This window comes from Emticicia sp. GW821-FHT11C11 (assembly GCF_058808615.1).
Genome location: NZ_JBXARV010000003.1, coordinates 26,928 through 48,807 on the forward strand (window position 1 = coordinate 26,928; position 21,880 = coordinate 48,807).

A 21,880-nucleotide genomic window follows, 5' to 3' on the forward strand; every position below is an offset into this window, starting at 1 on the left:
GCCTTTTCTCGTTATGGCAATAGTAATCATTAAATATCAACTCTTGCATATTTGGCGTTGCGCTCAATGAAATCGCGGCGAGGGGCAACTTCATCACCCATCAGCATCGAAAACAGGTGGTCTGCCTCAGCGGCCGACTCAATAGAAACCTGTTTCAGCGTGCGTTTGTCCGGGCGCATGGTAGTTTCCCAAAGCTGTTCAGGGTTCATCTCTCCCAAACCTTTATAACGTTGTATACCTACACTATCTTCACGACCTGCACCTGCCAGGCGTTTTACAGCAATTTCGCGTTGTTCTTCTGTCCAGCAATATACTTCTTCTTTACCTTTCTTTACCAGATACAAAGGCGGCTGTGCAATATAGATATAACCGCTTTCTATCAGTTCGCGCATGTAGCGATAGAAGAAAGTAAGAATCAAAGTACGGATGTGGCTACCATCAATATCGGCATCAGTCATGATAATGATTTTGTGGTAACGCAGCTTATCGGTATTCAAAGCTCTTTCGTCGCCGTCTTTACCCATCTGTACACCCAATGCTGTGAAGATATTTTTAATCTCCTCGTTTTCGTAAATACGGTATTCCTGTGCTTTTTCCACGTTCAGAATTTTACCTCTTAAAGGCAGAATAGCCTGAAATGCACGGTTACGGCCTTGTTTGGCACTACCACCGGCACTGTCGCCCTCAACCAGATATACCTCGCAAAGCGACGGGTCAGATTCAGAGCAGTCGGCAAGCTTGCCGGGTAGCCCGGTTCCTATCAACACATTTTTACGCTGTACCATTTCACGGGCTTTGCGCGCAGCAATACGAGCCTTAGCAGCTAATACTACTTTATCTACAATTAAACGGGCTTCTTTTGGGTGTTCTTCCAGATAGTTTTCGAGCATTTCAGACACACACGAACTCACCGCCGAAGTTACCTCACTGTTACCCAGTTTGGTTTTGGTTTGGCCTTCAAACTGAGGTTCCTGTACTTTTACCGAAATAATGGCAGTAAGGCCCTCGCGGAAGTCATCACCACTGATTTCGATTTTTTCTTTGGCCAGAATACCTGATTTCTCAGCATAACTTTTCAAGGTACGTGTAAGCGCCATACGGAAGCCTGATACGTGCGTACCACCCTCGTGCGTATTGATATTGTTAACAAAAGAAGATACGTTTTCGCTATAGCTTGTGTTATACAACATGGCTATATCAACCGGGATACCGTCTTTGTTGCCTTCCATATACATGGGTTCGGGTATCAAACGCTCACGACTTGAATCTATGTAAGCTACAAACTCGGCCAGCCCACCTTCTGAATGGAACGTATCAGTAGTATAATTGCCATCCTCGTCTTGATCTCTTAAGTCTGTCAGGATAATAGTTATTCCTTTATTAAGGAACGACAACTCCCGCAGACGGTTGGCTACGGTCTCATACTTGTATTCGGTAGTGGTAAAAATACTGTCGTCAGGTTTAAAGGTTACAGTAGTACCTCTGTCGGAAGCCTCACCTATTTCACGAACCGAATACAATGGCTTTCCTATTGAATATTCCTGTTCGAAAATTTTGCCTTCGCGGTGCACTTCTACTCTTAGATGAATAGACAGCGCATTTACGCAGGATACCCCCACACCGTGCAAACCACCGGAAACTTTATAGGTGTCTTTATCAAATTTGCCACCGGCGTGCAATACGGTCATTACTACCTCCAGGGCCGATTTTTTCTCCTTAGAGTGCATGCCAGTCGGAATCCCCCGGCCGTTGTCTTTTACTGTTACTGAGTTATCTTCGTTTATGGTTACCTGAATCGTATCGCAATGGCCGGCGAGCGCCTCATCTATCGAGTTATCAACTACTTCCCATATCAAATGATGGAGACCTTTTATACCAATATCGCCAATATACATGGCCGGGCGTTTCCTTACTGCCTCTAGTCCTTCCAGTACCTGGATGTTCTCCGCTCCGTAGTTTGCTTTTGAGTTTTCTGGCTCTGTGTTTTCTTGATTTTCTGTCATAATTAGTTTTTAGTAAACAATTGACTATCAGTAAGTTATCTATATCTTACAAGGTGTACTTGATATTCATTAAGAATTAACATAATTTAGTTGTAAAGTTACTGTTTTTTATCTACAAATCGAAATTTATAAGCTAATGATTATTAGTAAAATACGAATAAACAGGGACTATTTTTTATTAAAACGATGTGTATTTTAACCAATTTGAATTGTTGATATATTTTATGAGAAACTACTTCTACCTGTTGTTTATTGTGTTGTTTTTATCGGCTTGCCAGCGTTCGGTTCGGTCAACTTATTACATTGTACGTCATGCTGAAAAAGCCGACGATTCGTCTGACCCCGTACTGAGTAAGGCGGGACAGGAAAGAGCCGAAGCACTGAAGAAACTGCTGGCAGATAAGAAGATTTCGCAGGTGTATGCCACCAGTTACCAGCGAACTTCGCTGACCGCCAAGCCGCTGGCTGATGCCCTGCAACTCAGTATTCAGAAATATGACCCCCGCAAGCAAAAGCCTTTTATTGAAGATTTGAAAAAAATTGAAGGCAAGAATATTCTTGTGGTTGGGCATAGTAATACGGTTCGACATATTGCCAATGGATTGTATGAAAAAGATACCCTGACTAAAGATCTGGAAGAAAGCGATTTTGATAATCTCTATATTGTAAAAAGACAAATTGCACCAAAAAAGAAACAGAGCTTTCAGGCTAAGACCTACGGTAAGGTTACTCCATAGCGATATATTTTAGGGTTTGACCGATACCTTTTGCTTGATTTTTTCGTTAGCTTTAGTATCGGATTGTGTAAGTTGGCATGAGGCATAAATAATTAAAAAATTCTGAGAAATGAAACGTGTACGTAAGTTTTCTGTGGTCATTATCCTTTTGCTGGCCATACCATTTGTGGCCTTTAAGTATGACGACCGGTATTTCGAGATAGCCAAAAATCTGGATATTTTTGCTACGATGTTCAAAGAACTGAATGCATATTATGTAGATGAAATCAATCCGAATAAGGCGATGCGGCTAAGCATAGAATCGATGCTGAAACAGCTGGACCCCTACACGAATTTCTACCCTGAAGACGATATCGAAGACTACATGACCATGGCCACCGGCAAATATAACGGTATTGGCGCCACGGTTTCGCATCAGAACAACAAGCATCTGGTAGTAATGATTTACGAAGGCTCGCCTGCTGATAAAGCCGGTATGAAAATTGGCGATGAAATACTGAAAGTAGACGGGGTTGACGTAGTTGCCCGCCAGGGTATTGATATGAGCCGATTGATGAAAGGACAAACCGGCACTACTGTAAAAATGCAGATTAAACGCTACGGACAGAATTCGCCGGTGGAACTGACTGTCGGCCGTGATATCGTTAAAACACTTAATGTGCCACACGCCGGTATGATTAACGATGAAGTAGGATACATACAGCTGAATGATTTTACAGCTACTGCTGCCAAAGAGGTGAAAGCGGCTTTCAGCGATCTGAAAGCACAGGGAATGAAAAAACTGATTTTTGATTTAAGGGGTAATCCAGGAGGTTTGCTGAATATGTCGGTCGAAATATGCAATATATTTCTGCCCAAAGACCAGCTCATTGTAGAAACCAGAGGTAAAGTGGCCGAATGGAACAAGAAGTTTAATTCGATGGAGAGCCCGATGGATACTGAAATACCTATTGCTGTATTGATAAACAGTTCGAGTGCTTCAGCTTCTGAAATTGTAAGTGGTACTTTGCAGGATTATGATCGCGCCGTGATTCTGGGTCAGCGTTCGTTTGGTAAAGGTCTGGTACAAACCACTCGTGATCTGACCTACAATACCAAGATGAAAATCACTACGGCCAAGTATTATATTCCGAGTGGCCGTTGTATTCAGGCACTGGATTATTCTCACAGAAACCCTGATGGCAGTGTAGGGCGTGTACCTGATTCTTTAAAAACAGCCTTTAAAACCAAGAATGGCCGGACGGTTTATGATGGTGGCGGAGTTGACCCCGATATTAAAACAGAGGTGCCACAAATGGCTTCGATTACGGTGAATCTGCTGGTGAAAAACATCATATTTGATTATGCCACCAAGTATTACTTTGAACATGCCAACGATAAACCCAAAGAGAAATTCTCTTTGAAGGATGCTGACTATCAGGATTTTACCAATTGGGTAAAAACCAGAAACTTTACGTATTCAACTTCGATGGAGAAAAGCCTTGATAACCTGGAGGCCTCTGCCAAAAAAGAAAATGGCCTGGATGCCGTGCAGGAGAGTCTGAAATCGTTGAGAGAAAAAATCAATCAAAGCAAGCAACAGGATTTGCTGAAACACAAGGCAGATATTAAGGAACAACTGGAGGCCGAGATTCTGAGCCGTTATTATTATCAGAAAGCCATGAAGTTTGTTTCTTTTGAAAGAGATAAAGAAGTGCAGGAAGCAGTGAAATTATTTAAAGACATGCCAAAATATCAATCTATTCTGAAAGGAGGGAAATAAGTACTTTTAATTTAAGCGTGCCACGCCTGTACTCATTCGAGCGCTGGCGTGGCACGCTTTCTTATTGTGCCGCCTTGTTAGGCGCGGTAGTCATGAATTCTTTCAGATAATAGGGCTCAAAGTCGGCTACGTTTTCAAATTGCTGCTGCTGAAATGCTTCATAGGACAGAGCACCAATGGCTTTGGCAGAAGGATTGATGGTTTCTTCTAAAAAAACGGCATTGTTATGTTTACTTAAAACGGTACGGCACTTGGCTGCTCCATCTCCAAAAAAGATTATCTTCCTGGTTTCAAGTATTTCTGCAAAAGAATTTTCATCAATTATTTTAGCCTCAGTGGGTGATACCTGCTCTATATTTCCGGCATCATACAAAGCACAATAGACCTCCATCCGGCGGGCATCGAGCATGGGGCAGAGCAGAGGGGTTTCACCATCACATGCAGACTTTATAATACTATACACCTGCCACGCCATAGCCTGAAGGGTATTAATGGCAAGTAAGGGTTTGTCAAGCGTAAAGCATAATCCTTTGGCAGTAGAAACACCGATTCTCAGGCCGGTATAAGAACCCGGGCCTTTGGCAACGGCAATGGCATCGATATCTTCAAAACTGAGAGAGGAAACTTTTACAACATGCTGAACTAAGGTAGTGAGCATTCCGGATGAAGATTTCTCATGGAATAACTCGCTCAGTGCTAATAGCTGAGAGTCCTGATGGATAGCAGTTGAACAACCTTTTGTTGAAGTTTCAATACTTAAAATAATAGACATTACACGAATGAGTAATTTTTTGAAAGGGCAAAATTACTCATTCGTGTAATAAGGTATTGAAATTTTGAGATTTATTTACTTCTGATGGCAATTACGGGGTCAAGGCGCGCAGCCTGCCAGGCAGGTATAATACCCGAAATGATACCAATAATGCTGGCTATCACCAGACCAAAGATGATATTACCTGAGCTGAGTACGATGTCCAGCGAGCCTAATGGCAAGAAACTCAGGAAGAATACCAGAAGTATGCCGAACAAGCCACCTATCACACAAAGAAAAATGGATTCAAACAGAAACTGAAACAGAATAAAGTAATTTTTTGCGCCCAGCGATTTCTGGATACCAATAATATTGGTGCGTTCCTTTACCGAAACGAACATGATATTGGCAATACCGAAACCTCCGATAAGCAGAGAGAAAATACCTATAAAGAAACCGCTGGTACGGAGAGTTCCAAACAGTTGGCCCAGCATTTCGGCGGCAGCCTCGGGGCGGTTTAGTGCAAAACTATCTTCCTGCGATGGTCTAAGCCCTCGTTTGGTTCGTAGTAATCCGGTTATTTCACCTTCCAGTTCAAAGAGTCCTTCATCTCCTTCATAGCCTTTGAACACAATATCTCCGGTTAGTTGTCCGGATGAGAATATTCTTTTATGTGCTAAAAACGGTATAAGCACTTTCTGGTCGGGTTCTCCTCCAAAGTCTGCTATCTGTTTACCTTTTCTTTCCTGAACGCCAATCACGGTAAGGTTTTGCCCTTTCATCTTGAAGGTTTTTCCTATCGGGTCAGTACCTTGAAACAGAGCGTCAGCTATTTCTGCACCTAATACGGCTACATTTTTTCCTGATTCGATTTCCTGTGGAGCAAAATAACGACCGTTGTCAATAGGTACCTCAGTGATTTCATTGAATTCATAAGTAATACCCTGGCACAAGGCATTAATACTATTGCTGCCTTTGCGACATGTTACGTCGCCCGCAAAGTCCATAATTGCTCCTGCCTGAGCATTTTCAAGATTATCTCTCAAGTATTTGAATTCATCATATTTCGGCTCGGGCCGCATGAAATATTTCCACCATGGGTAGTCGCCATTAGTAAATAACCAGGGCCATTTCTGTACATATATTACATTGGTACCAATGGAGTTAAGGCTGTTTTTGATGTTAGATTCCAGCGAATCAACCATGGTATATACGCCGATGATTGAAAAAATACCCACCGTAACGCCTAATAATGATAATACAGTTCGAAGCAGATTAGCCCGCAATGCCTGAATAGCAAAACGGAAACTTTCAAATACTAAAAAGAAAAACTTTATCATAAATCTGTGATTGAGTGATTAAGTTCGCAGGTGGATTCTGACCAACGAAAGTATATTTCTTTTAAGTATTAAAAAAATAAAAAAGGCTGATTAGTGGCATTTAATCAACTAACGGCAAAAATTAAGGATAGTTGGAATAGCCAATTCCCGTTTACAGAGCAATAACTGAAATGTAAGCATAGCATAAGCTTGCGATAAGCGATTTGCTTACAACCCCCGGGGATTTATGATAAAGGCAATACTTCGAAAATGAGCAGAACCGATAGTCGACTTATTCATTACGAATAAATACCATCCGGGTCTAATAACTTGAATCCGTTTGAAAGCGTGGAAGTTGACTTCGTTTTTACATCAATTAGTTGGAAAGCAGGGGTAATCCAGGTTTTTTTGGGTTGCTTAACGATGGTTTGTGCAGTTTTCAACGTAGTAAGTGTTTATGGTTAATGAAAGATAATTACTAATGAGGTAACAGTTGTCTTTTCTAAAGTACTTTTTTGCAAAGCATCACAATTATTTAGTCTCTTCCAGGTGGCTTTCAATCAGTGCCAATATTTGCGTGTGGGTATCGGCCAGATTCGGCCGGGTAATCAATATGACTGGTATCTGATTTGATAAAGTACTGATGATATCAAAGTAATCTTTCTTTAAGCCCATTTCTTCGATGTAGCTTATCCGATACGCATAGTTTTGTAAATGTTTAAATGCTTCAATGCCCTTTAAAGGCTTAACCTGCAATGCATCGATCGAGTCTTTCTCTAATACAAATATTTTTTTAATCTGTTTAGCTTCCGTTTCAAACGAGTCGTTAAACCATTTGCCGTATTTATCTATTTCAGGTCTTATTCTGTTTGTTTCCTGATACTCACCCAGGTTTATTTTTGAGAAAGTTTCTTTCCAGAGTTTCATCATCGGGTAAGCCGCAAAAGCAACCATTTTGTCCCCCTGTTTTACGGGTACGCATACGTCGTCCGAAAAGACTCTGTAACCTTTCGCCTGCAAAGAGGCTACCGTAGTAGATTTACCGACTCCCGAGTCACCCAGAAATAGTACGATTCCGTTGCCATCGAAAATAGCGGAAGCATGTAAGGGGATACTCTTACGCTGGTATAAAATGGCTGCCATAGCATTAGACAGAAAAAAAAGCCGAACGCTTTTTAAGTCTATTTCTGCTGCAGGTTGTATGATTACTTCGTTACCGTTTGAGGCATAATAGGAGCCAATAGAATCGATACGAAGAAAGTATTCAGTAGCCGTAATAAATATTTCTGACTGCTGATCAGTTGTATTTTTTGTAAAATGCTCAGGGATTTCTCCCAAACGCACACTTACATCAGGTTTTTCAACAGGATTGACCTTATAAAGTTCCGGAAAGTCGAGGTGGGTTGCTATGGTTAAGCCGTAAGCGATGTAAAAATTCATCCGATTATTGAAGAGACATACATTTGAGAACCTCTTTGAGCGCCTCAAAGGTAATTATTGTGAGTAGCGAATGAGAGATTCGCAGCTTAATAATTACTTAATTTTTTTATTATTGGACTACTCCTTTGGAGAATAAATAAAGTCATTGAAATTTATTATTTGCTGAGTACACCCTTCGCAATCAGATAGGGAATAATAAGCCATAATAAACCTTTGATAAGAAAGAAGAAAAAGCCGGCCCAACCAAGCCGCTTAAACCAGACTTTAAATTTGCTTTGGTTTTCCATTTTGTTGTGATTCTGATTCAACAGACTGTTTTTCGAGGTAGTTTTTAAACAGAAATAGTAAACCGACGGTTGCAATTAACGAGAAAATTACAATCGGCATGGGTATATGGTCTATGCTTTGCAGGTCGGTCTTTACTATTTTTAGGTTATATAAATACATAATAATAATGGCCAGCCCGTTGTTGAAAACGTGTGCCACAATTGGAACCCAGATATTGCCCGTCCAGTAATACAGATACCCGAATAAAACCCCGAGCATCATACGGGGTAATATGCCGTAAAACTGAAAATGAATAACTGCAAAAATGAACCCTGCCAACCAGATGGCAGCATGAATATTTTTCATGCCCAAAAACAACTTACGCATTAATAGCCCTCTGAAAACCAGTTCTTCACCAATACCGGCTATGACGGCAATCACAACAAAAGCTAATATAAACTGCCAGAATGAAGTAAACGTAGTAAAGAACTTAGTAGCCTCAGCCAGTTTATCTTCCATGCTTTTCAATGTAGCTTCCAGGTCTTTCATCGACTCCGGAAAAACAAAATTCTGGTTAAGCTCCTGTAGCCATCCGTTAAAACCCATAAAAGTCACTTCTATGAGTATCACCATCAAAAATATCCTTGGTTTCGGCAAGGGCTGAAAATTAAGTTCTTTCCATTGTTTTTTTTCAATCACACGCCAGTAAAACCATGCCGTGCCTATAAAACCCACAAATGATCCCAAACCCTGGCCCATAATCATGCTCAACCATGCATTAGGCATTTTACTGAAATCTCCACCGTTTTGAAGCAAATCCTGAAGCGATGCACCTGAAACCAGCACAATGCCAATCTGAATCAGGCTTCCCAGAAACAGGAAGTTGACTAGAAATAGGCCTAATATAATCAAAATCGAAGAAGCAGCGGCGTTTTCGTTGGTTTTGAAATACATTCGGGAATTATTTTCCATATTTACTGTTTAAATTTAGTATAGCAGAATTTGCCCGGAATTCGGTAAATTTGCAGTAAAAATATTCACTTATTTGTGAATTCACTAATTCAATTTCGATTTTGGTTAAAATAGGTAATATATCATTAGGAGAGTTTCCGCTTTTACTGGCACCTATGGAAGATGTCAGCGATCCTCCGTTCAGACTGGTGTGTAAAGAAAACGGAGCGGATCTGATGTACACAGAGTTTATTTCGTCAGAAGGTTTGATACGCCATGCTGCCAAGAGTGTACAGAAACTCGATATTTTTGAATACGAACGCCCCATAGGCATTCAGTTGTTTGGCAGTGACGTGGAAACCATGGGCGAGTGTGCTAAAATTGCCACTCAGGCAAAGCCGGACCTGATTGATATTAATTACGGATGCCCGGTTAAAAATGTTGCCTGCCGTGGTGCAGGGGCTGCTTTGCTGCAGGATATTCCGAAAATGACCGAAATGACATCCGCAGTGGTAAAGGCTACTCACCTGCCTGTAACGGTAAAAACACGCTTAGGCTGGAACGACGAAACCAAAAATGTGGAAGAAGTGGCCGAGCGCTTGCAGGATGTGGGTATTCAGGCATTGACAATACACGGACGCACCCGTGCCCAAATGTATAAAGGGGAAGCAGATTGGACACTGATTGCAAAAATCAAAGAAAATCCGCGGATCAAAATACCGATTTTTGGAAATGGCGATATAGATTCTGCGGAAAAAGCGCTGGAATACAGGAATCGCTTTGGTGTTGACGGTATCATGATTGGGCGTGCAGCTATTGGCTATCCGTGGATATTCAATGAAATCAAACATTATTTCAAAACCGGAGAGAAACTCCCGGCGCCAGATATTGAGCAAAGGGTAGAAGCCGCCCGCAAGCATCTTACTTTTTCGATTAAGTGGAAAGGTGAGCGCCTCGGGATTCTGGAGATGCGCCGCCATTACAGTAATTATTTTAAAGGCTTGCCTAATTTTAAAGAATACCGGATGCGGATGGTGCAGTCGTTGGATATCAACGAAATCATGGACATTCTTAATGAAATTCCTGTTGTTTTTGAAGGTTTTGTACTTGAAAAACAAGTTATAAAAGTTGAATATGCCGGTGTAGACTAAACCGTATGGATGCCAATAGTTTGAATTTTTTCTCTCATACGCAAGCCACCTGTATTGTTACGCTTCTATCACTTTTTAACTTACTAGTAGTTTTTTAGATGGAGAATCTGAATCTTTTCTACATTATTTCAGAATGAGTATTATATTAGCGGGATTATATCTGATTAACGAAAAATAAGTTCAGCTCTATGCTAAAGGCTATTGTAGACGAAACTGAAATACTGGAGATTTCTGACGACAAAGGACAATTGTTATTAAATAATGAACCTTTTGAATGGGATTTGCTGCAGATTTCAGGAAAAGAGTTTCATGTTCTGAAAAACAATAAATCATACAGCGTTGAAGTAGTGGAGGCAAATTATGCTGATAAGGTTTTCCGGCTGAAAGTGGGTGACACAATTCATACGGTCAATCTGAAAGACAGAACAGACTTGCTTCTGGAAAAAATGGGCATGAGCAGTAGTAAATCTGCCAGGCTCAACAACCTGAAAGCACCTATGCCCGGCTTGATTTACGAGATGAAAGTGCAGGTAGGTGATGAAGTGAAAAAAGGAGATATTTTATTGATATTGGTGGCTATGAAGATGGAAAATGCCATTAAAGCTGCCGGTGACGGTAAGGTGAAGACAATTAAGGTAAAGACGGGCGAAACCGTTGAAAAGAACCAGATTATTATGGAGTTTGAGTAATAGCTATCAGATACCCTCTTTCAACAAAGAGGGTATTTTTTTGATTGATTGAGACAAATATTTAATTTTACAGCCAAATCATAAACTATGAACCAACTTAAATACAAAAGAATACTTTTAAAATTGAGTGGCGAAGCCCTCAACGGTGGAGATAAGAGCCAGATTATCAATTCGGATATCCTTTTACAATACGCTCAGGAAATCAGATCTGTGGTAGATGCGGGCTGCGAGGTGGCAATTGTTATCGGTGGAGGCAACATTTTTCGGGGAGCAAGTCAGAATTCAGGCATTGAACGTGAACAGGGCGACTACATGGGCATGATAGCTACGGTTATTAATGGTATGGCTATTCAAAGCGCTTTAGAAAAATCAGGATTGGTAACCAGATTATTGTCGGCAATTAAAATGGAGCAGGTAGCTGAGCCGTTTATCCGTCGCAGAGCCATTCGTCATCTTGAAAAAGGAAGAGTGGTGATTTTGGGTGCAGGAACAGGAAACCCCTATTTCTCTACCGATTCGGGTGGTGCTTTGAGAGCTAACGAACTGGGTGTTGACCTGCTATTAAAAGGAACCAGCGTTGACGGCGTCTATACTGCCGACCCTCGTAAAGACCCGACGGCAACACGTTATAAGCAAATAAGCTACGACGAGGCCATCAGTAAGAATCTTAAAATAATGGACTTAACGGCCTTTGCTTTGTGTAAAGAAAACAAAATGCCGATTGTAGTTTTTGACATGAACCAAGCCGGCAACTTAATGAAAGTGGTAACCGGAGAAGATATAGGTACCTTAGTAACGGAGTGATGTCTTGAACTTTGATTTACCTGATTAAGTGATTTCATTGAAAGAATGATTATTTATTTTAGTGTTGATGCTATTTGAATCTTTGATTATATACTTCAATTTTAAATAAAAATTAATCATTTAAATCGCAGTTCAAAACAAGGGCAATCACCCAATCACTAATTCACACAATCACTCAATTGATTAGTAGGACTGAAAATTATATTTATACAATGGAAGAAATAGATCTTGTTATTGATATGTCAAAGGACTCGATGGAGCGTGCCTTGAAACATACTCAAATTGAACTTTCGAAAATCAGAGCAGGTAGAGCAAGCGCAAATATGCTCGATGGGATTCAGGTTGAATATTATGGGGTGCCTACACCATTGAATCAGGTGTCGTCGGTAACTACGCCGGATGCCCGTACAATTGCCATCAAACCCTTTGAAAGAAAATTAATCAACGACCTGGAACGTGCCATTATTAATTCAAACCTTGGCTTGTCACCCGCTAACGACGGGGAGGTTATCCGTTTGAATATACCGCCGTTAACAGAAGAACGTCGCCGTGATTTAGTGAAAAGAGTTAAGGGAGAAATAGAGGTAGCGCGTGTGAATATCCGTAAGGTGCGCCAGGAAGCCAACGAAGAATTGAAGAAAATTCAGAAAGACGGCGGCTCGGAAGATGAGGTGAAAAAAGCCGAAGACAGGGTGCAAAAGCTGACCGATTCCTATATTCAGAAGGCCGAGCAGATGATGGCTGATAAAGAAAAAGATATTATGAGTGTATAAACTCGACAGAATAATATTTTAAAAAATGCCTGCTTCGAGCGGGCATTTTTGTTGATGCTTTCATGGAAAGGATATACTTTAATCGTTGGAGTTCCCTGAATAAATTCCGAGACTAACAAAACAAAGGTTCTTTTTGATTTTAGTATAAGCCGACTTAAGTCGGCATAGAAATTTTTAACCTTTGTTTGTGTAGACGGCGAATTTATTCGCTGTTGGAGTTGACAATGCATTGAATATTTCTCCTAATTTTGGAATAAAGAACATAAACGAAGTTTCTACCATAGAACTACCTGTACAATGAACCCGGCCGACAGAATTATTGAACTGACAGAAAAGCTGAATTATTATAATGAACGCTATTATTTAGATAGCGTTTCGGAGATTTCTGATCAGGAGTTTGACCTGATGCTGAAAGAACTCGAAAGTCTTGAAACCGAATATCCGGACTTAAAGCAACCGGACTCTCCTACACACAGAGTAGGTGGGGGCATTACCAAAAACTTTGCCAGTGTGGCACATCGGTACCCGATGCTTTCATTAGCCAATACTTACAGCGAACAGGAATTAATTGATTTTGATGAGCGTGTCAGAAAAGGGCTGCAAGGCGAAAGCTATGAGTATATCTGCGAACAGAAATTTGATGGGATATCGTTATCCATGACCTACGAAAACCGGATTTTTGTAAGAGGAGTCACCAGAGGCGACGGAGTAAAGGGCGACGACATAACCACCAATGTACGTACATTGAAAAGCCTGCCTTTAAAAGTTAATAATAAAGAAGACATTATATTGCCCGATGTTTTTGAAGTGCGTGGTGAAGGATTCCTTCCTTTTGAATCTTTCGAAAAAATGAACAGAGAAGCGGAAGAAGCCGGAGACGAAAGCTATGCCAACCCACGAAATGCGGCCTCCGGAACATTTAAATTGCAGGATTCAAAAGAAGTAGCCCGCAGGGGACTTGATGCTTACGTTTATCAGTTTTTGTCAGACAAAGAGATTTTCAGTACACATGAAGAAAGCCTGATAGCCCTGAAAAAACTGGGTTTCAAGGTATCACAAACCTGGCGCAAATGTACAGATATGGCCGAAGTAATGGCCTACATTAATGAATGGGAACAGGAACGTTTTAAGCTGCCTCTGGCTACTGATGGCATTGTGATTAAACTTAATTCATTCGCACAGCGGGAAGAATTAGGATATACTGCCAAAAGCCCGCGTTGGGCAATTGCCTATAAGTATAAGGCTGAATCGAAACCGGCTATTTTACGTGGAGTGACCTATCAGGTAGGTCGTACCGGTGCTATTACACCAGTGGCCGAGCTTGATAATGAGAAGTTGAACAACAAGGGTATTCACCTCTCAGGTACCACGGTTAAGCGGGCATCTCTGCATAATGCGAACGAAATTGAGCGACTGGATTTGAGAATAGGCGATACGGTTTTTGTTGAAAAAGGTGGGGAGATTATTCCAAAGGTAACCGGTGTTGATTTGTCAAGGCGTAATCTTTTTGCTACGCAAAAAATTGATTATCCGACCCATTGCCCGGAATGTGGTGCAGAGTTGTACAGAAAAGATGGTGAGGCCAATCATTATTGTCCGAACGAGAAAGGCTGCCCGCCACAGATAAGAGGTAGAGTAGAGCATTTTATCCATCGCAAGGCCATGAATATCGATAGCCTGGGTGAAGGTAAAATAGAGTTATTGTATGAAAAAGGACTGGTGAATGACGCCGCCGATTTATATGACCTGACCTACGAGCAACTGTTTGGGCTTGAAAAAGTAATTGAAGACAGGGAAACCGGCAAGGTGAAGAAAATCGGTTTCAAAGAGAAAACCGTACAGAATATTCTGGATGGTATTGAGAAGTCGAAACAGATGCCGTTTAAGCAGGTGTTGTTTGCGATTGGTATCCGTTTTGTAGGGGCTACTGTTGCCGAAAAACTGGCCGGCTTCTTTAAAAATATTGATGCTCTGAAAAAAGCAGATTATGACGAACTGCGTAGTGCACCTGAAATCGGTGATAAGATTGCCCTGAGTGTTATAGAGTATTTTCAGAATGAAGACAACCAACAGCTCATTGAGCGGCTCAGAGCGGCAGGGCTACAGTTTATGGCAGGCAATGAAGTAAAAGAAATAGAAGGAGAGGCACTAACAGGAAAAACATTTCTATATACCGGTACTTTTGAAAGCTTTGAACGTGAAGCGTTGGAATTAAAAATTGAAGCGAACGGCGGTAAAGTAGTAAGCGGAGTATCAGGCAAGCTCGATTACCTGATTGTGGGAGATAAACCGGGTTCATCTAAAATAGAAAAAGCAAAGAAACTAAATGTGAAGATGATTTCAGAAACTGAGTTTATGGATATGCTGGCCGTGTGATTTCAGATCTGTTGAAACAAATCAACCAGTTCGTCCACCAGTTTTTTGCCATAGATTTTATCGGGGTCAAGGTCGGGGTCGTAAATAGTTAATTGAAAACCACTCACTAACCCCGACTTTATCAGGGCTTTCAGAAGTGTTTTCAGTTCTTTGTAAGATAAGCCATCCTCCTGCGGAGAATCAACCGCAGGCATACTATCTTCGTTCAATACATCGGCATCTATATGTAGCCAAAGCCCGTCAACCCTGTTTTGGCGAAGTCTTTCTATAAATTCATTTGCAGTTTCTGCAACTCCTTTTTCTCTTAAGTCAGGTAAATCTGCACTGAAAATATCTGTATTATAGAAATTTCCGTTGAAAGTTTCATCATAGCAACGGTTGGCGAATTGTGCTGTATTAACTTCTTTTACATAAGGTTTCAGATTCTCCAGATTGGTGATGGGTTCGGGGCCAACACCTGTTACAATGGCCAGATCCATACCTGCTGCCCCACCTGTTGACGAACTCACTTTGGCTATGGCGTAGTCTGTATGGCCGTCAATATGAGCCAGACCATAATTGCCCAATTGCTTAAGCGCCAGCATGCTTCCTATCAGTATACTACAATCACCACCGATTACAATTGGGAATTGGCCGTTTGATATAATTTCTTTGATGGCATCAGCATACTGCTTACTGTAATCAATCAACTGAGGCAGATTTCTGATGCCCGTTACAGGGTCAATAGCACCTGTATAGGCAGGAGGTGCAATATGCAGATGTTCACTAATATTCAGTCTCTCTTTAAACAAAAACTGCTCAAATACTTCCGGCATTTTTCGAACACCGGGGCCATCCTTATCTGCATAAGGCATGCATTTCAAACCCAGATTCGATGGGGCAGTTACGTAGACTACAGTCTTATTGTGTATTTGTTTCGCAATCGTGGACATACTATTTATCTGTATTTAGCCAAACTACTTTCTGCTCGGGAGTATGTACCTGTCCAATGATATCCCGGTATAAATCGGGCCTACGGGCTTTTTTGTATCGGTAACCACCTGCTTGTGTCAGTTTTTCGGGTGTAAGGGTTGCGATTACAAAATCGTCACCTAATGTCCGGCATTCGGCAATCACATCGCCGAACGGGTCAATAATCATCGAACAACCGTTTTTCAACTGATCGTCATCCATTCCGATAGGATTCGAGAAAATGGCGTAAATGGCATTGTCATATGCTCTGGCTGGCAACCATTTCATCAGCCAGCCCCGGCCTTTCATGCCGTCAAATTCCAGTCGCAATGAGGTCGGGTCGTTTTCTCTGTTCTTCCATAGCGCAGGGTCAACAAAACCCGCCCCCGGACGCGTAGAAGGCGTACACATGGTTACGTGCGGCATAAAAATAATATCGGCGCCCAACAGGTTGGTGGCACGTACATTTTCGATAATGTTATTGTCGTAGCAGATCAGAATGCCACATTTCCAGCCGTGTATCTCAAACACGCAGTATTCATTGCCGGGTGTAAGATGCGGATTAATAAAAGGATGTAGTTTACGGTACTTCGCTACCAGACCGTTTTTATCGACACATACATAGGCCTTGAAAAGATTATCTTCCTTGTCTTTTTCAAAAAGCCCTGCCAGTACTACGATGTTGTGCTTACGGGCAATTGCAATCAGTTGACGGATACTTTCACCATCTGGTATTTCTTCGGCTACAGCAAGCATTTGTTCTTTAGTAAGCGCGCGGGCAAAAGTATACCCTGTAATGGAACATTCATGAAAAGCAATGACCTGTGAACCTGCCTGAGCAGCTTTACCGGCCAGGGTGTCAATTACAGACAGATTATATGTTTTGTCGCCGCTTTTGTTTTCAAATTGTGCGGTTGATACGCTCAGGTTATTCATTGTCAGGCAGGTAGGGGTATAAACTCGGTTTCTCCGTCAATTTTAGGGAATGTCTGCTCTTTCCACTTGACTTTGGCTTCTTCAAGGACTTCCTTACTCGTGGCCACGAAATTCCAGTAAATGAATCGTTCTTCAGCAAAGGGTTCTCCACCGAAAATATAAATGGTGCTGTTGGCTTTCAGAGTAAACTCACACAGTTCTTCTTGTTTGGTTATCAGTATCCGCTTGGGCTCATAGCTGTTGCCTTCGGTTTCAATGCCACCTTCCAATATATAAATAGCTACTTCACCATATAATTCCTGACCTATCATAACGGTCTTTTCTTCTGTGTTTTTGAGCTCGAGCAGAAACAGTTTGCTGTAAACCGGAACCGGCGATTCATAACCGAGGGCTGTACCGGCTATTAGCTTGTAAGAAATCCCCTCGCTTTCCCAGACAGGTATTTCTGTTTCAGAAGCATGATAAAAAGTGGGCTCCATGGTTTCTAATTCTTTGGGCAGGGCAATCCAGATTTGTAGGCCATGTAACATTTTATCGGTACCGCGCAGGTAGTCAGGAGTTCGTTCCGAATGCACAATGCCTTTGCCGGCTGTCATCCAGTTTACTTCTCCCGGTTTTATTTCCATGGCTGTGCCGAGGCTATCGCGGTGCATAATGTTACCCTCAAACAGATAGGTGAGCGTCGACAACCCGATATGCGGGTGCGGGCCTATGTCGGCATTTTCAGAGTCACTCATACATACTGGCCCCATGTGGTCGAGAAATATAAAAGGGCCAACCATTCGCTTCCCTCTGAATGGCAATAGCCGACCAACCATAAAACTGCCTATGTGAATGGGTCTTTCTTCTATTATCAGGCTGATGTTAGACATTTTTTATTGAGTGATTGAGTGATTAAATTAAAATTGTGAATCTTGAATTGCGAATTAGCGAATGTTTTTAGTTAAGTGAATTTACGAGTATTGTAGCCATTACTTGCACGTGATGGATTTATAAATATTAATTGCTTTCATGCTGTGGTTATGGATGACAAGTGTCGAAATTTATCACTAAATCACTAAATCACTAAATCACTAAATCACTAAATCACTAAATCACTAAATCACTAAATCACTAAATCACTAAATAATTCTACGCCACGCTGGCGGCCCATTGCATCAGGTTCTGTACCCAGAACATAATCTTAAGGGTGTATTTCTTTATAACCACGGTCGACGGCTCAATTGCTTTACTGTTATTGTTAAAGTTCAAATCAAGCAGGAGCTTATTCTGAGGGTCTATTTTGGCTGAAGCAATGGCTTTGTTAAATCTGAAAACCTTAGCTTTTTCTTGCCCGTTCCAGGGTAATAACTCCCGTGTGTCATCAGCAAATATGACAAGAATTTCAGTAGGTAATATCATATCACCGAGGCGTTCGGCCGTAAATGTCCCTATGGTAGAATTGCCTTTTTCAATATTACTTAAAGAGGCAAGGGCATAGTCAAGCACAGGGGCTTTGTATAGCACCTGCTCAAAGTACCAGTTCATATCAGGGCCGAATTTTTTACCCAGTCGCCTGGGCACAATTTCGTTCACAATAGCGATGAAGTCTTTCACAGAAGGGTGTTTAAAACGCCAGCGTACAAAATAGGTTTGCATCACTTCGTCCATTACTTTACGACCAATCAGGTTTTCCAGTGTTTTCATCCACGTGGCCGTTTTGGTGTAGGTCATGATAGTGTATGTGCCCCTCGGATACTCCCATGCGTTTCTGAATACTTCCGTAATCTTTGGATTTTTCATCTTCACATAATTTCTGCGCGAACTCTCCATGTCATTAATGATAAGCCCCAAGAAATTGGCATTTGAGCCCGGTGTAAAATTTTCATCCATAATCCGGCTTTCAAAGTATTGATTGAAACCTTCGTCAAGGAAAGATTCTTCAAATTCATTACTGGCAAGCATTCCCTGAAAGTACTGATGCCCGAATTCGTGCACCGTTACCAGTTCCGGAAACTTTAGCCCTTTTGGTAAACCCCATGCTGTACCACAAGTAATAAAAGTTGGGTATTCCATTCCCGCTGAACCACTTCCGTTTGCAGGTGGGTCAATCAGGCTTAATACAGTATACGGATACTTGCCCAGATTTTTCTCGAAATAGGCCAGAGCGGTGGTGGCTGCCTTAAAATAGCGCTCAGTTGAACCGGTATGCTCGGGTTGCATTACTGCTTTTATTGTCACGTGTTTCCATTGGCGCTCACTGATTATGAAACGTGGCGAGGCCGTCCAGGCAAAGTCGTGTACATCCTCAGCCTGATAAGTAATGGTTCTGGTATTATTGGCGTTCAATGATTCATGCTGAAAGACTCCTGTAGCGGCCACTTTGAAATCTTTCGGTACGGTCATGCTTACTTTATAGTTGCCGAAGTCGGCATAGAACTCCGTATTTGCATGAAACTGGTGGCAGTTCCATTGTCCCTTTTTGGCATAACGCATACCTGCAGGCTCATAGACACCGATTTTAGGAAACCATTGCCCCACCAGAAAGAAATTGTCGACAAAGCCTGTCCGGGCAAATATTTTCGGTAGCTTGGCTTTAAAATCAATATCGAGTGTGATGCTTTCATTGGGCAATACCGGTTTGCTGAGTGGCACACTGATTACAGTTCGGTCTTTATCGTTAAGGTCGTCGGGCTGAATAAATTTTATTCTCTGCGTTAAAGTCTCTTCATTGTGTACTTTCATTGAAACGATATCAATAGAACCCATGTTTTGAACAACAGATGCATCCAGTTTGTCATCCCGTAGCTGGCCTCCTGATTCTTTCATGAATGTTGAGTTTTTATCTCTGAAAGCATTCAGGTAAAGATGAAATTGCAATTCTGTTATTTGATCTGTCGATGTATTCTTCCAAACCAGTGTTTCGCGTCCCAGCAGTGTTTTCTTTTCGGCGTTTAGAGATACCTCAATTGTATAGTTGGCAATGCGGTTGCTCAAAGGTTTATTCTGCGCTTTGGCATAAAACTGGAGAGAGAATATAAGGCAGAAAATCAGAAACTTGTTCATACTAAAGTTTATTGAAAAATCAGAAAAGGTTATCGGGCTGCAACGACGAAATAGATACTTTCTTTTTTGCAATTTAGATAAATTAGTCAGTTATTAGAATGATTTTTTAAGACTTTCGAAGAAAAAATATCCATGGTTATTCATAAGACGAACTTCCTGATGAGAGGCTTATATCCTGATTTTGTCTGGCGAAAAAAAACAGATGAAAAGTGTATTTACCTCACATTTGACGACGGCCCCATACCTGAAGTAACGGAGTTTGTTTTAGAAACACTGGCCGGATTTAATGCAAAGGCTACTTTTTTTTGCATAGGCGACAACATCAGAAAACATCCTTCTGTTTTCGATAAAGTGATAGCCGGAGGGCATGCAATAGGCAATCATACCTTTCATCATTTGCGCGGTTGGGATACTGCTGATGAAGAATACCTGACCAATATAAAACAATGTGATGCGCAAATTAGTAGTAAGATTCAACAGCCTGCAGGAAAGAAACTGTTCAGGCCACCCCATGGGAGAATCAAACGAAGCCAGGCAAAAGCCTTATTACCGGAATACGATATTATTATGTGGGATGTACTGACAGCCGATTACGCTGCCGACATTACTCCTGACCGGGTATTAACGAAGGCGATTCAATATACCGGGAAAGGGTCAATCGTGTTATTCCACGACAGCATCAAGGCTAACAAAAACATGAGCTTTGCGTTGCCCCGGTTTCTTGAACATTTTGCAGAAAGAGAATTTCGTTTTGAGAGTATATAGGTGCTTTTCACTCTGATTACTTATGTTGAAACAAAAAAATAGTGCTATCAGATTCTGAGCTGATCATAGAGTACTGCATTTCAGAACCTGCTAAAAAAGATAGCTCCGCGTATCAAAGATTAACCGCATGAATTTACCCCTGGTGAGTATCCTCATTGCTGCTCGTAATGAGGAAAACAACATACCTGAATTATTAGAATCGCTTACAAAACTGAGTTATCCTAAAGAGAACGCCCAGATATTGATAGGCAACGATGGGTCTACTGACAGAACAACAGAAGTGATTGATGCTTTTCTGGCAAAATTAAGCAGTACTGAGAGACCTGCCTTTACTGTATATACCATTGAAAAACAGATAGAGCATCTCAAAGGCAAAGCCAATGTACTGGCACAACTGGCCCCACAAGCCACCGGAGAATATCTTTTTTTTACTGATGCAGATGTAGAAGTACCCGCGCACTGGATTGAAGAAATGATTACCGCTCTGCACGAAAGCCCGGGTGATAAAAAAACAGGGGTGGTAACCGGTATTACTCTTGTAAGAAACAGAAACTGGTTTGAAGCATGCCAAGCTATTGAATGGCTGTTCGCTTTGAAGCTGATGAAAACCATGACCGATTTAAAGGTTCCTTCTACCAGCATGGGCAACAATATGATGGTATTGAAAGAGGCCTATCAGGCTGTGGGAGGATATGAGAGCATTGGTTTTTCTATTGTGGAAGACTACGCTTTGTATAAAGCAATTATTGACAAGGGCTACGATTACCGGCAGGCCTTCGATGCCTCGGTGATGACTGTCACCAAACCACCGCCTGATTACTTCGAGCAGCGGAAAAGATGGGTGACCGGTGGGCTGTCTTCGGGCTCTCTTCTTATTTTTCCTGCCTTATTGCAGGGGCTGGCTTTACCCGTATTGTTAATTCTGGGAGTATTCTACTGGCAGATACCCGTACTGGTTTTTGGGCTTAATCTGCTTGTTAATCTGGTAGTGGGCTATCAGATTTTTGCCCGTTTAGATCAATTAAGACTGTTCAGGTACATACCGGTTTATACTGTTTATATGTATGTGTTCTGGTTTTTGCAGTTAGTTGGCTATTTATTGCCAACTAAATTGATCTGGAAAGGGCGGAAGTATTAATAGCTTAGCGAACAGCGAATGT

Annotated in this window: 19 protein-coding genes; 9 read left to right on the top strand and 10 right to left on the bottom strand. The window is 41.5% G+C overall.

The window, feature by feature from the left end; genetic code table 11:
* Window positions 1-29: 29 nt before the first annotated feature.
* Entirely contained in the window at window positions 30-2,003 is a 1,974-nt protein-coding gene (gyrB, locus tag AC1RRY_RS15290) for a DNA topoisomerase (ATP-hydrolyzing) subunit B (RefSeq protein ID WP_492823074.1), read from the bottom strand.
* A gap of 224 nt (window positions 2,004-2,227) precedes the next feature.
* On the opposite strand from gyrB, the gene AC1RRY_RS15295 reads away from it, so the two are divergent.
* Complete coding sequence (locus AC1RRY_RS15295) at window positions 2,228-2,740, top strand: phosphoglycerate mutase family protein (RefSeq protein WP_492823072.1); 513 nt, start codon at window positions 2,228-2,230, stop codon at window positions 2,738-2,740.
* 109 nt (window positions 2,741-2,849) lie between these two features.
* Window positions 2,850-4,502, top strand: a complete 1,653-nt coding sequence (locus AC1RRY_RS15300) for a S41 family peptidase (RefSeq protein ID WP_492823070.1) — start codon at window positions 2,850-2,852, stop codon at window positions 4,500-4,502.
* Between the two features lie 61 nt (window positions 4,503-4,563).
* Here AC1RRY_RS15300 and tsaB read toward each other — a convergent pair whose 3' ends face one another.
* The 5 genes from tsaB to AC1RRY_RS15325 all read right to left on the bottom strand — a co-directional run bounded on the left by tsaB (window position 4,564) and on the right by AC1RRY_RS15325 (window position 9,251).
* Complete coding sequence (gene tsaB / locus AC1RRY_RS15305) at window positions 4,564-5,274, bottom strand: tRNA (adenosine(37)-N6)-threonylcarbamoyltransferase complex dimerization subunit type 1 TsaB (RefSeq protein ID WP_492823068.1); 711 nt, start codon at window positions 5,272-5,274, stop codon at window positions 4,564-4,566.
* A 71-nt stretch (window positions 5,275-5,345) separates the two neighbouring features.
* Window positions 5,346-6,593: an ABC transporter permease gene (locus tag AC1RRY_RS15310; RefSeq protein ID WP_492823066.1), complete on the bottom strand. Its 1,248-nt coding sequence runs from the start codon at window positions 6,591-6,593 to the stop codon at window positions 5,346-5,348.
* A gap of 278 nt (window positions 6,594-6,871) precedes the next feature.
* A complete protein-coding gene (locus tag AC1RRY_RS15315; protein ID WP_492823064.1) occupies window positions 6,872-7,015 on the bottom strand; it encodes a hypothetical protein in 144 nt (47 codons plus the stop codon).
* Window positions 7,016-7,103: 88 nt separating this feature from the next.
* Entirely contained in the window at window positions 7,104-8,012 is a 909-nt protein-coding gene (locus tag AC1RRY_RS15320; protein ID WP_492823062.1) for a hypothetical protein, read from the bottom strand.
* A 264-nt stretch (window positions 8,013-8,276) separates the two neighbouring features.
* Window positions 8,277-9,251, bottom strand: a complete 975-nt coding sequence (locus AC1RRY_RS15325) for a CPBP family intramembrane glutamic endopeptidase (protein WP_492823060.1) — start codon at window positions 9,249-9,251, stop codon at window positions 8,277-8,279.
* 101 nt (window positions 9,252-9,352) lie between these two features.
* Here AC1RRY_RS15325 and dusB point away from each other — a divergent pair, with 101 nt between their 5' ends.
* The 5 genes from dusB (at window position 9,353) to ligA (ending at window position 15,023) form a co-directional block, all read left to right on the top strand.
* Complete coding sequence (dusB, locus tag AC1RRY_RS15330) at window positions 9,353-10,381, top strand: tRNA dihydrouridine synthase DusB (protein WP_492823058.1); 1,029 nt, start codon at window positions 9,353-9,355, stop codon at window positions 10,379-10,381.
* A 188-nt stretch (window positions 10,382-10,569) separates the two neighbouring features.
* Window positions 10,570-11,070: an acyl-CoA carboxylase biotin carboxyl carrier protein subunit gene (locus AC1RRY_RS15335; RefSeq protein ID WP_492823056.1), complete on the top strand. Its 501-nt coding sequence runs from the start codon at window positions 10,570-10,572 to the stop codon at window positions 11,068-11,070.
* Between the two features lie 87 nt (window positions 11,071-11,157).
* Window positions 11,158-11,874, top strand: a complete 717-nt coding sequence (gene pyrH, locus AC1RRY_RS15340; RefSeq protein WP_492823054.1) for a UMP kinase — start codon at window positions 11,158-11,160, stop codon at window positions 11,872-11,874.
* 212 nt (window positions 11,875-12,086) lie between these two features.
* The gene (frr, locus tag AC1RRY_RS15345; protein ID WP_492823052.1) at window positions 12,087-12,647 is read left to right on the top strand and encodes a ribosome recycling factor; all 561 of its coding nucleotides are present in this window, start codon (window positions 12,087-12,089) and stop codon (window positions 12,645-12,647) included.
* Window positions 12,648-12,944: 297 nt separating this feature from the next.
* Window positions 12,945-15,023 carry an NAD-dependent DNA ligase LigA gene (gene ligA, locus AC1RRY_RS15350; RefSeq protein WP_492823050.1) on the top strand — a complete coding sequence of 693 codons (2,079 nt, stop codon included), beginning with the start codon at window positions 12,945-12,947 and terminating at the stop codon, window positions 15,021-15,023.
* 2 nt (window positions 15,024-15,025) lie between these two features.
* Here ligA and AC1RRY_RS15355 read toward each other — a convergent pair whose 3' ends face one another.
* The 4 genes from AC1RRY_RS15355 to AC1RRY_RS15370 form a co-directional block, all read right to left on the bottom strand.
* Window positions 15,026-15,955, bottom strand: a complete 930-nt coding sequence (locus AC1RRY_RS15355) for an arginase family protein (protein WP_492823048.1) — start codon at window positions 15,953-15,955, stop codon at window positions 15,026-15,028.
* A gap of 1 nt (window position 15,956) precedes the next feature.
* Window positions 15,957-16,910 (bottom strand): nitrilase family protein, encoded by a 954-nt coding sequence (locus AC1RRY_RS15360; RefSeq protein ID WP_492823046.1) that lies wholly within the window; start codon window positions 16,908-16,910, stop codon window positions 15,957-15,959.
* 2 nt (window positions 16,911-16,912) lie between these two features.
* The gene (locus AC1RRY_RS15365) at window positions 16,913-17,782 is read right to left on the bottom strand and encodes a pirin family protein (RefSeq protein ID WP_492823044.1); all 870 of its coding nucleotides are present in this window, start codon (window positions 17,780-17,782) and stop codon (window positions 16,913-16,915) included.
* 259 nt (window positions 17,783-18,041) lie between these two features.
* The gene (locus tag AC1RRY_RS15370; protein ID WP_492823042.1) at window positions 18,042-19,955 is read right to left on the bottom strand and encodes a M1 family metallopeptidase; all 1,914 of its coding nucleotides are present in this window, start codon (window positions 19,953-19,955) and stop codon (window positions 18,042-18,044) included.
* Window positions 19,956-20,087: 132 nt separating this feature from the next.
* Between AC1RRY_RS15370 and AC1RRY_RS15375 the strand changes: the two genes are divergently transcribed.
* Complete coding sequence (locus AC1RRY_RS15375) at window positions 20,088-20,720, top strand: polysaccharide deacetylase family protein (RefSeq protein ID WP_492823040.1); 633 nt, start codon at window positions 20,088-20,090, stop codon at window positions 20,718-20,720.
* Window positions 20,721-20,847: 127 nt separating this feature from the next.
* Window positions 20,848-21,858, top strand: a complete 1,011-nt coding sequence (locus AC1RRY_RS15380) for a glycosyltransferase (protein WP_492823038.1) — start codon at window positions 20,848-20,850, stop codon at window positions 21,856-21,858.
* The last annotated feature ends 22 nt before the right edge of the window (window positions 21,859-21,880 follow it).

What these genes read in the sequence shown, in the direction of transcription:
- AC1RRY_RS15295 (WP_492823072.1), top strand. Translation starts at nt 2,228, where the DNA reads ATGAGAAACTACTTCTACCTGTTGTTTATTGTGTTGTTTTTATCGGCT.
- AC1RRY_RS15325 (WP_492823060.1), bottom strand. Translation starts at nt 9,251, where the DNA reads ATGGAAAATAATTCCCGAATGTATTTCAAAACCAACGAAAACGCCGCT.
- AC1RRY_RS15370 (WP_492823042.1), bottom strand. Translation starts at nt 19,955, where the DNA reads ATGAACAAGTTTCTGATTTTCTGCCTTATATTCTCTCTCCAGTTTTAT.
- gyrB (WP_492823074.1), bottom strand. Translation starts at nt 2,003, where the DNA reads ATGACAGAAAATCAAGAAAACACAGAGCCAGAAAACTCAAAAGCAAAC.
- AC1RRY_RS15320 (WP_492823062.1), bottom strand. Translation starts at nt 8,012, where the DNA reads ATGAATTTTTACATCGCTTACGGCTTAACCATAGCAACCCACCTCGAC.
- AC1RRY_RS15360 (WP_492823046.1), bottom strand. Translation starts at nt 16,910, where the DNA reads ATGAATAACCTGAGCGTATCAACCGCACAATTTGAAAACAAAAGCGGC.
- ligA (WP_492823050.1), top strand. Translation starts at nt 12,945, where the DNA reads ATGAACCCGGCCGACAGAATTATTGAACTGACAGAAAAGCTGAATTAT.
- tsaB (WP_492823068.1), bottom strand. Translation starts at nt 5,274, where the DNA reads ATGTCTATTATTTTAAGTATTGAAACTTCAACAAAAGGTTGTTCAACT.
- AC1RRY_RS15355 (WP_492823048.1), bottom strand. Translation starts at nt 15,955, where the DNA reads ATGTCCACGATTGCGAAACAAATACACAATAAGACTGTAGTCTACGTA.
- frr (WP_492823052.1), top strand. Translation starts at nt 12,087, where the DNA reads ATGGAAGAAATAGATCTTGTTATTGATATGTCAAAGGACTCGATGGAG.
- AC1RRY_RS15365 (WP_492823044.1), bottom strand. Translation starts at nt 17,782, where the DNA reads ATGTCTAACATCAGCCTGATAATAGAAGAAAGACCCATTCACATAGGC.
- AC1RRY_RS15375 (WP_492823040.1), top strand. Translation starts at nt 20,088, where the DNA reads ATGGTTATTCATAAGACGAACTTCCTGATGAGAGGCTTATATCCTGAT.
- AC1RRY_RS15300 (WP_492823070.1), top strand. Translation starts at nt 2,850, where the DNA reads ATGAAACGTGTACGTAAGTTTTCTGTGGTCATTATCCTTTTGCTGGCC.
- AC1RRY_RS15380 (WP_492823038.1), top strand. Translation starts at nt 20,848, where the DNA reads ATGAATTTACCCCTGGTGAGTATCCTCATTGCTGCTCGTAATGAGGAA.
- AC1RRY_RS15310 (WP_492823066.1), bottom strand. Translation starts at nt 6,593, where the DNA reads ATGATAAAGTTTTTCTTTTTAGTATTTGAAAGTTTCCGTTTTGCTATT.
- pyrH (WP_492823054.1), top strand. Translation starts at nt 11,158, where the DNA reads ATGAACCAACTTAAATACAAAAGAATACTTTTAAAATTGAGTGGCGAA.
- AC1RRY_RS15335 (WP_492823056.1), top strand. Translation starts at nt 10,570, where the DNA reads ATGCTAAAGGCTATTGTAGACGAAACTGAAATACTGGAGATTTCTGAC.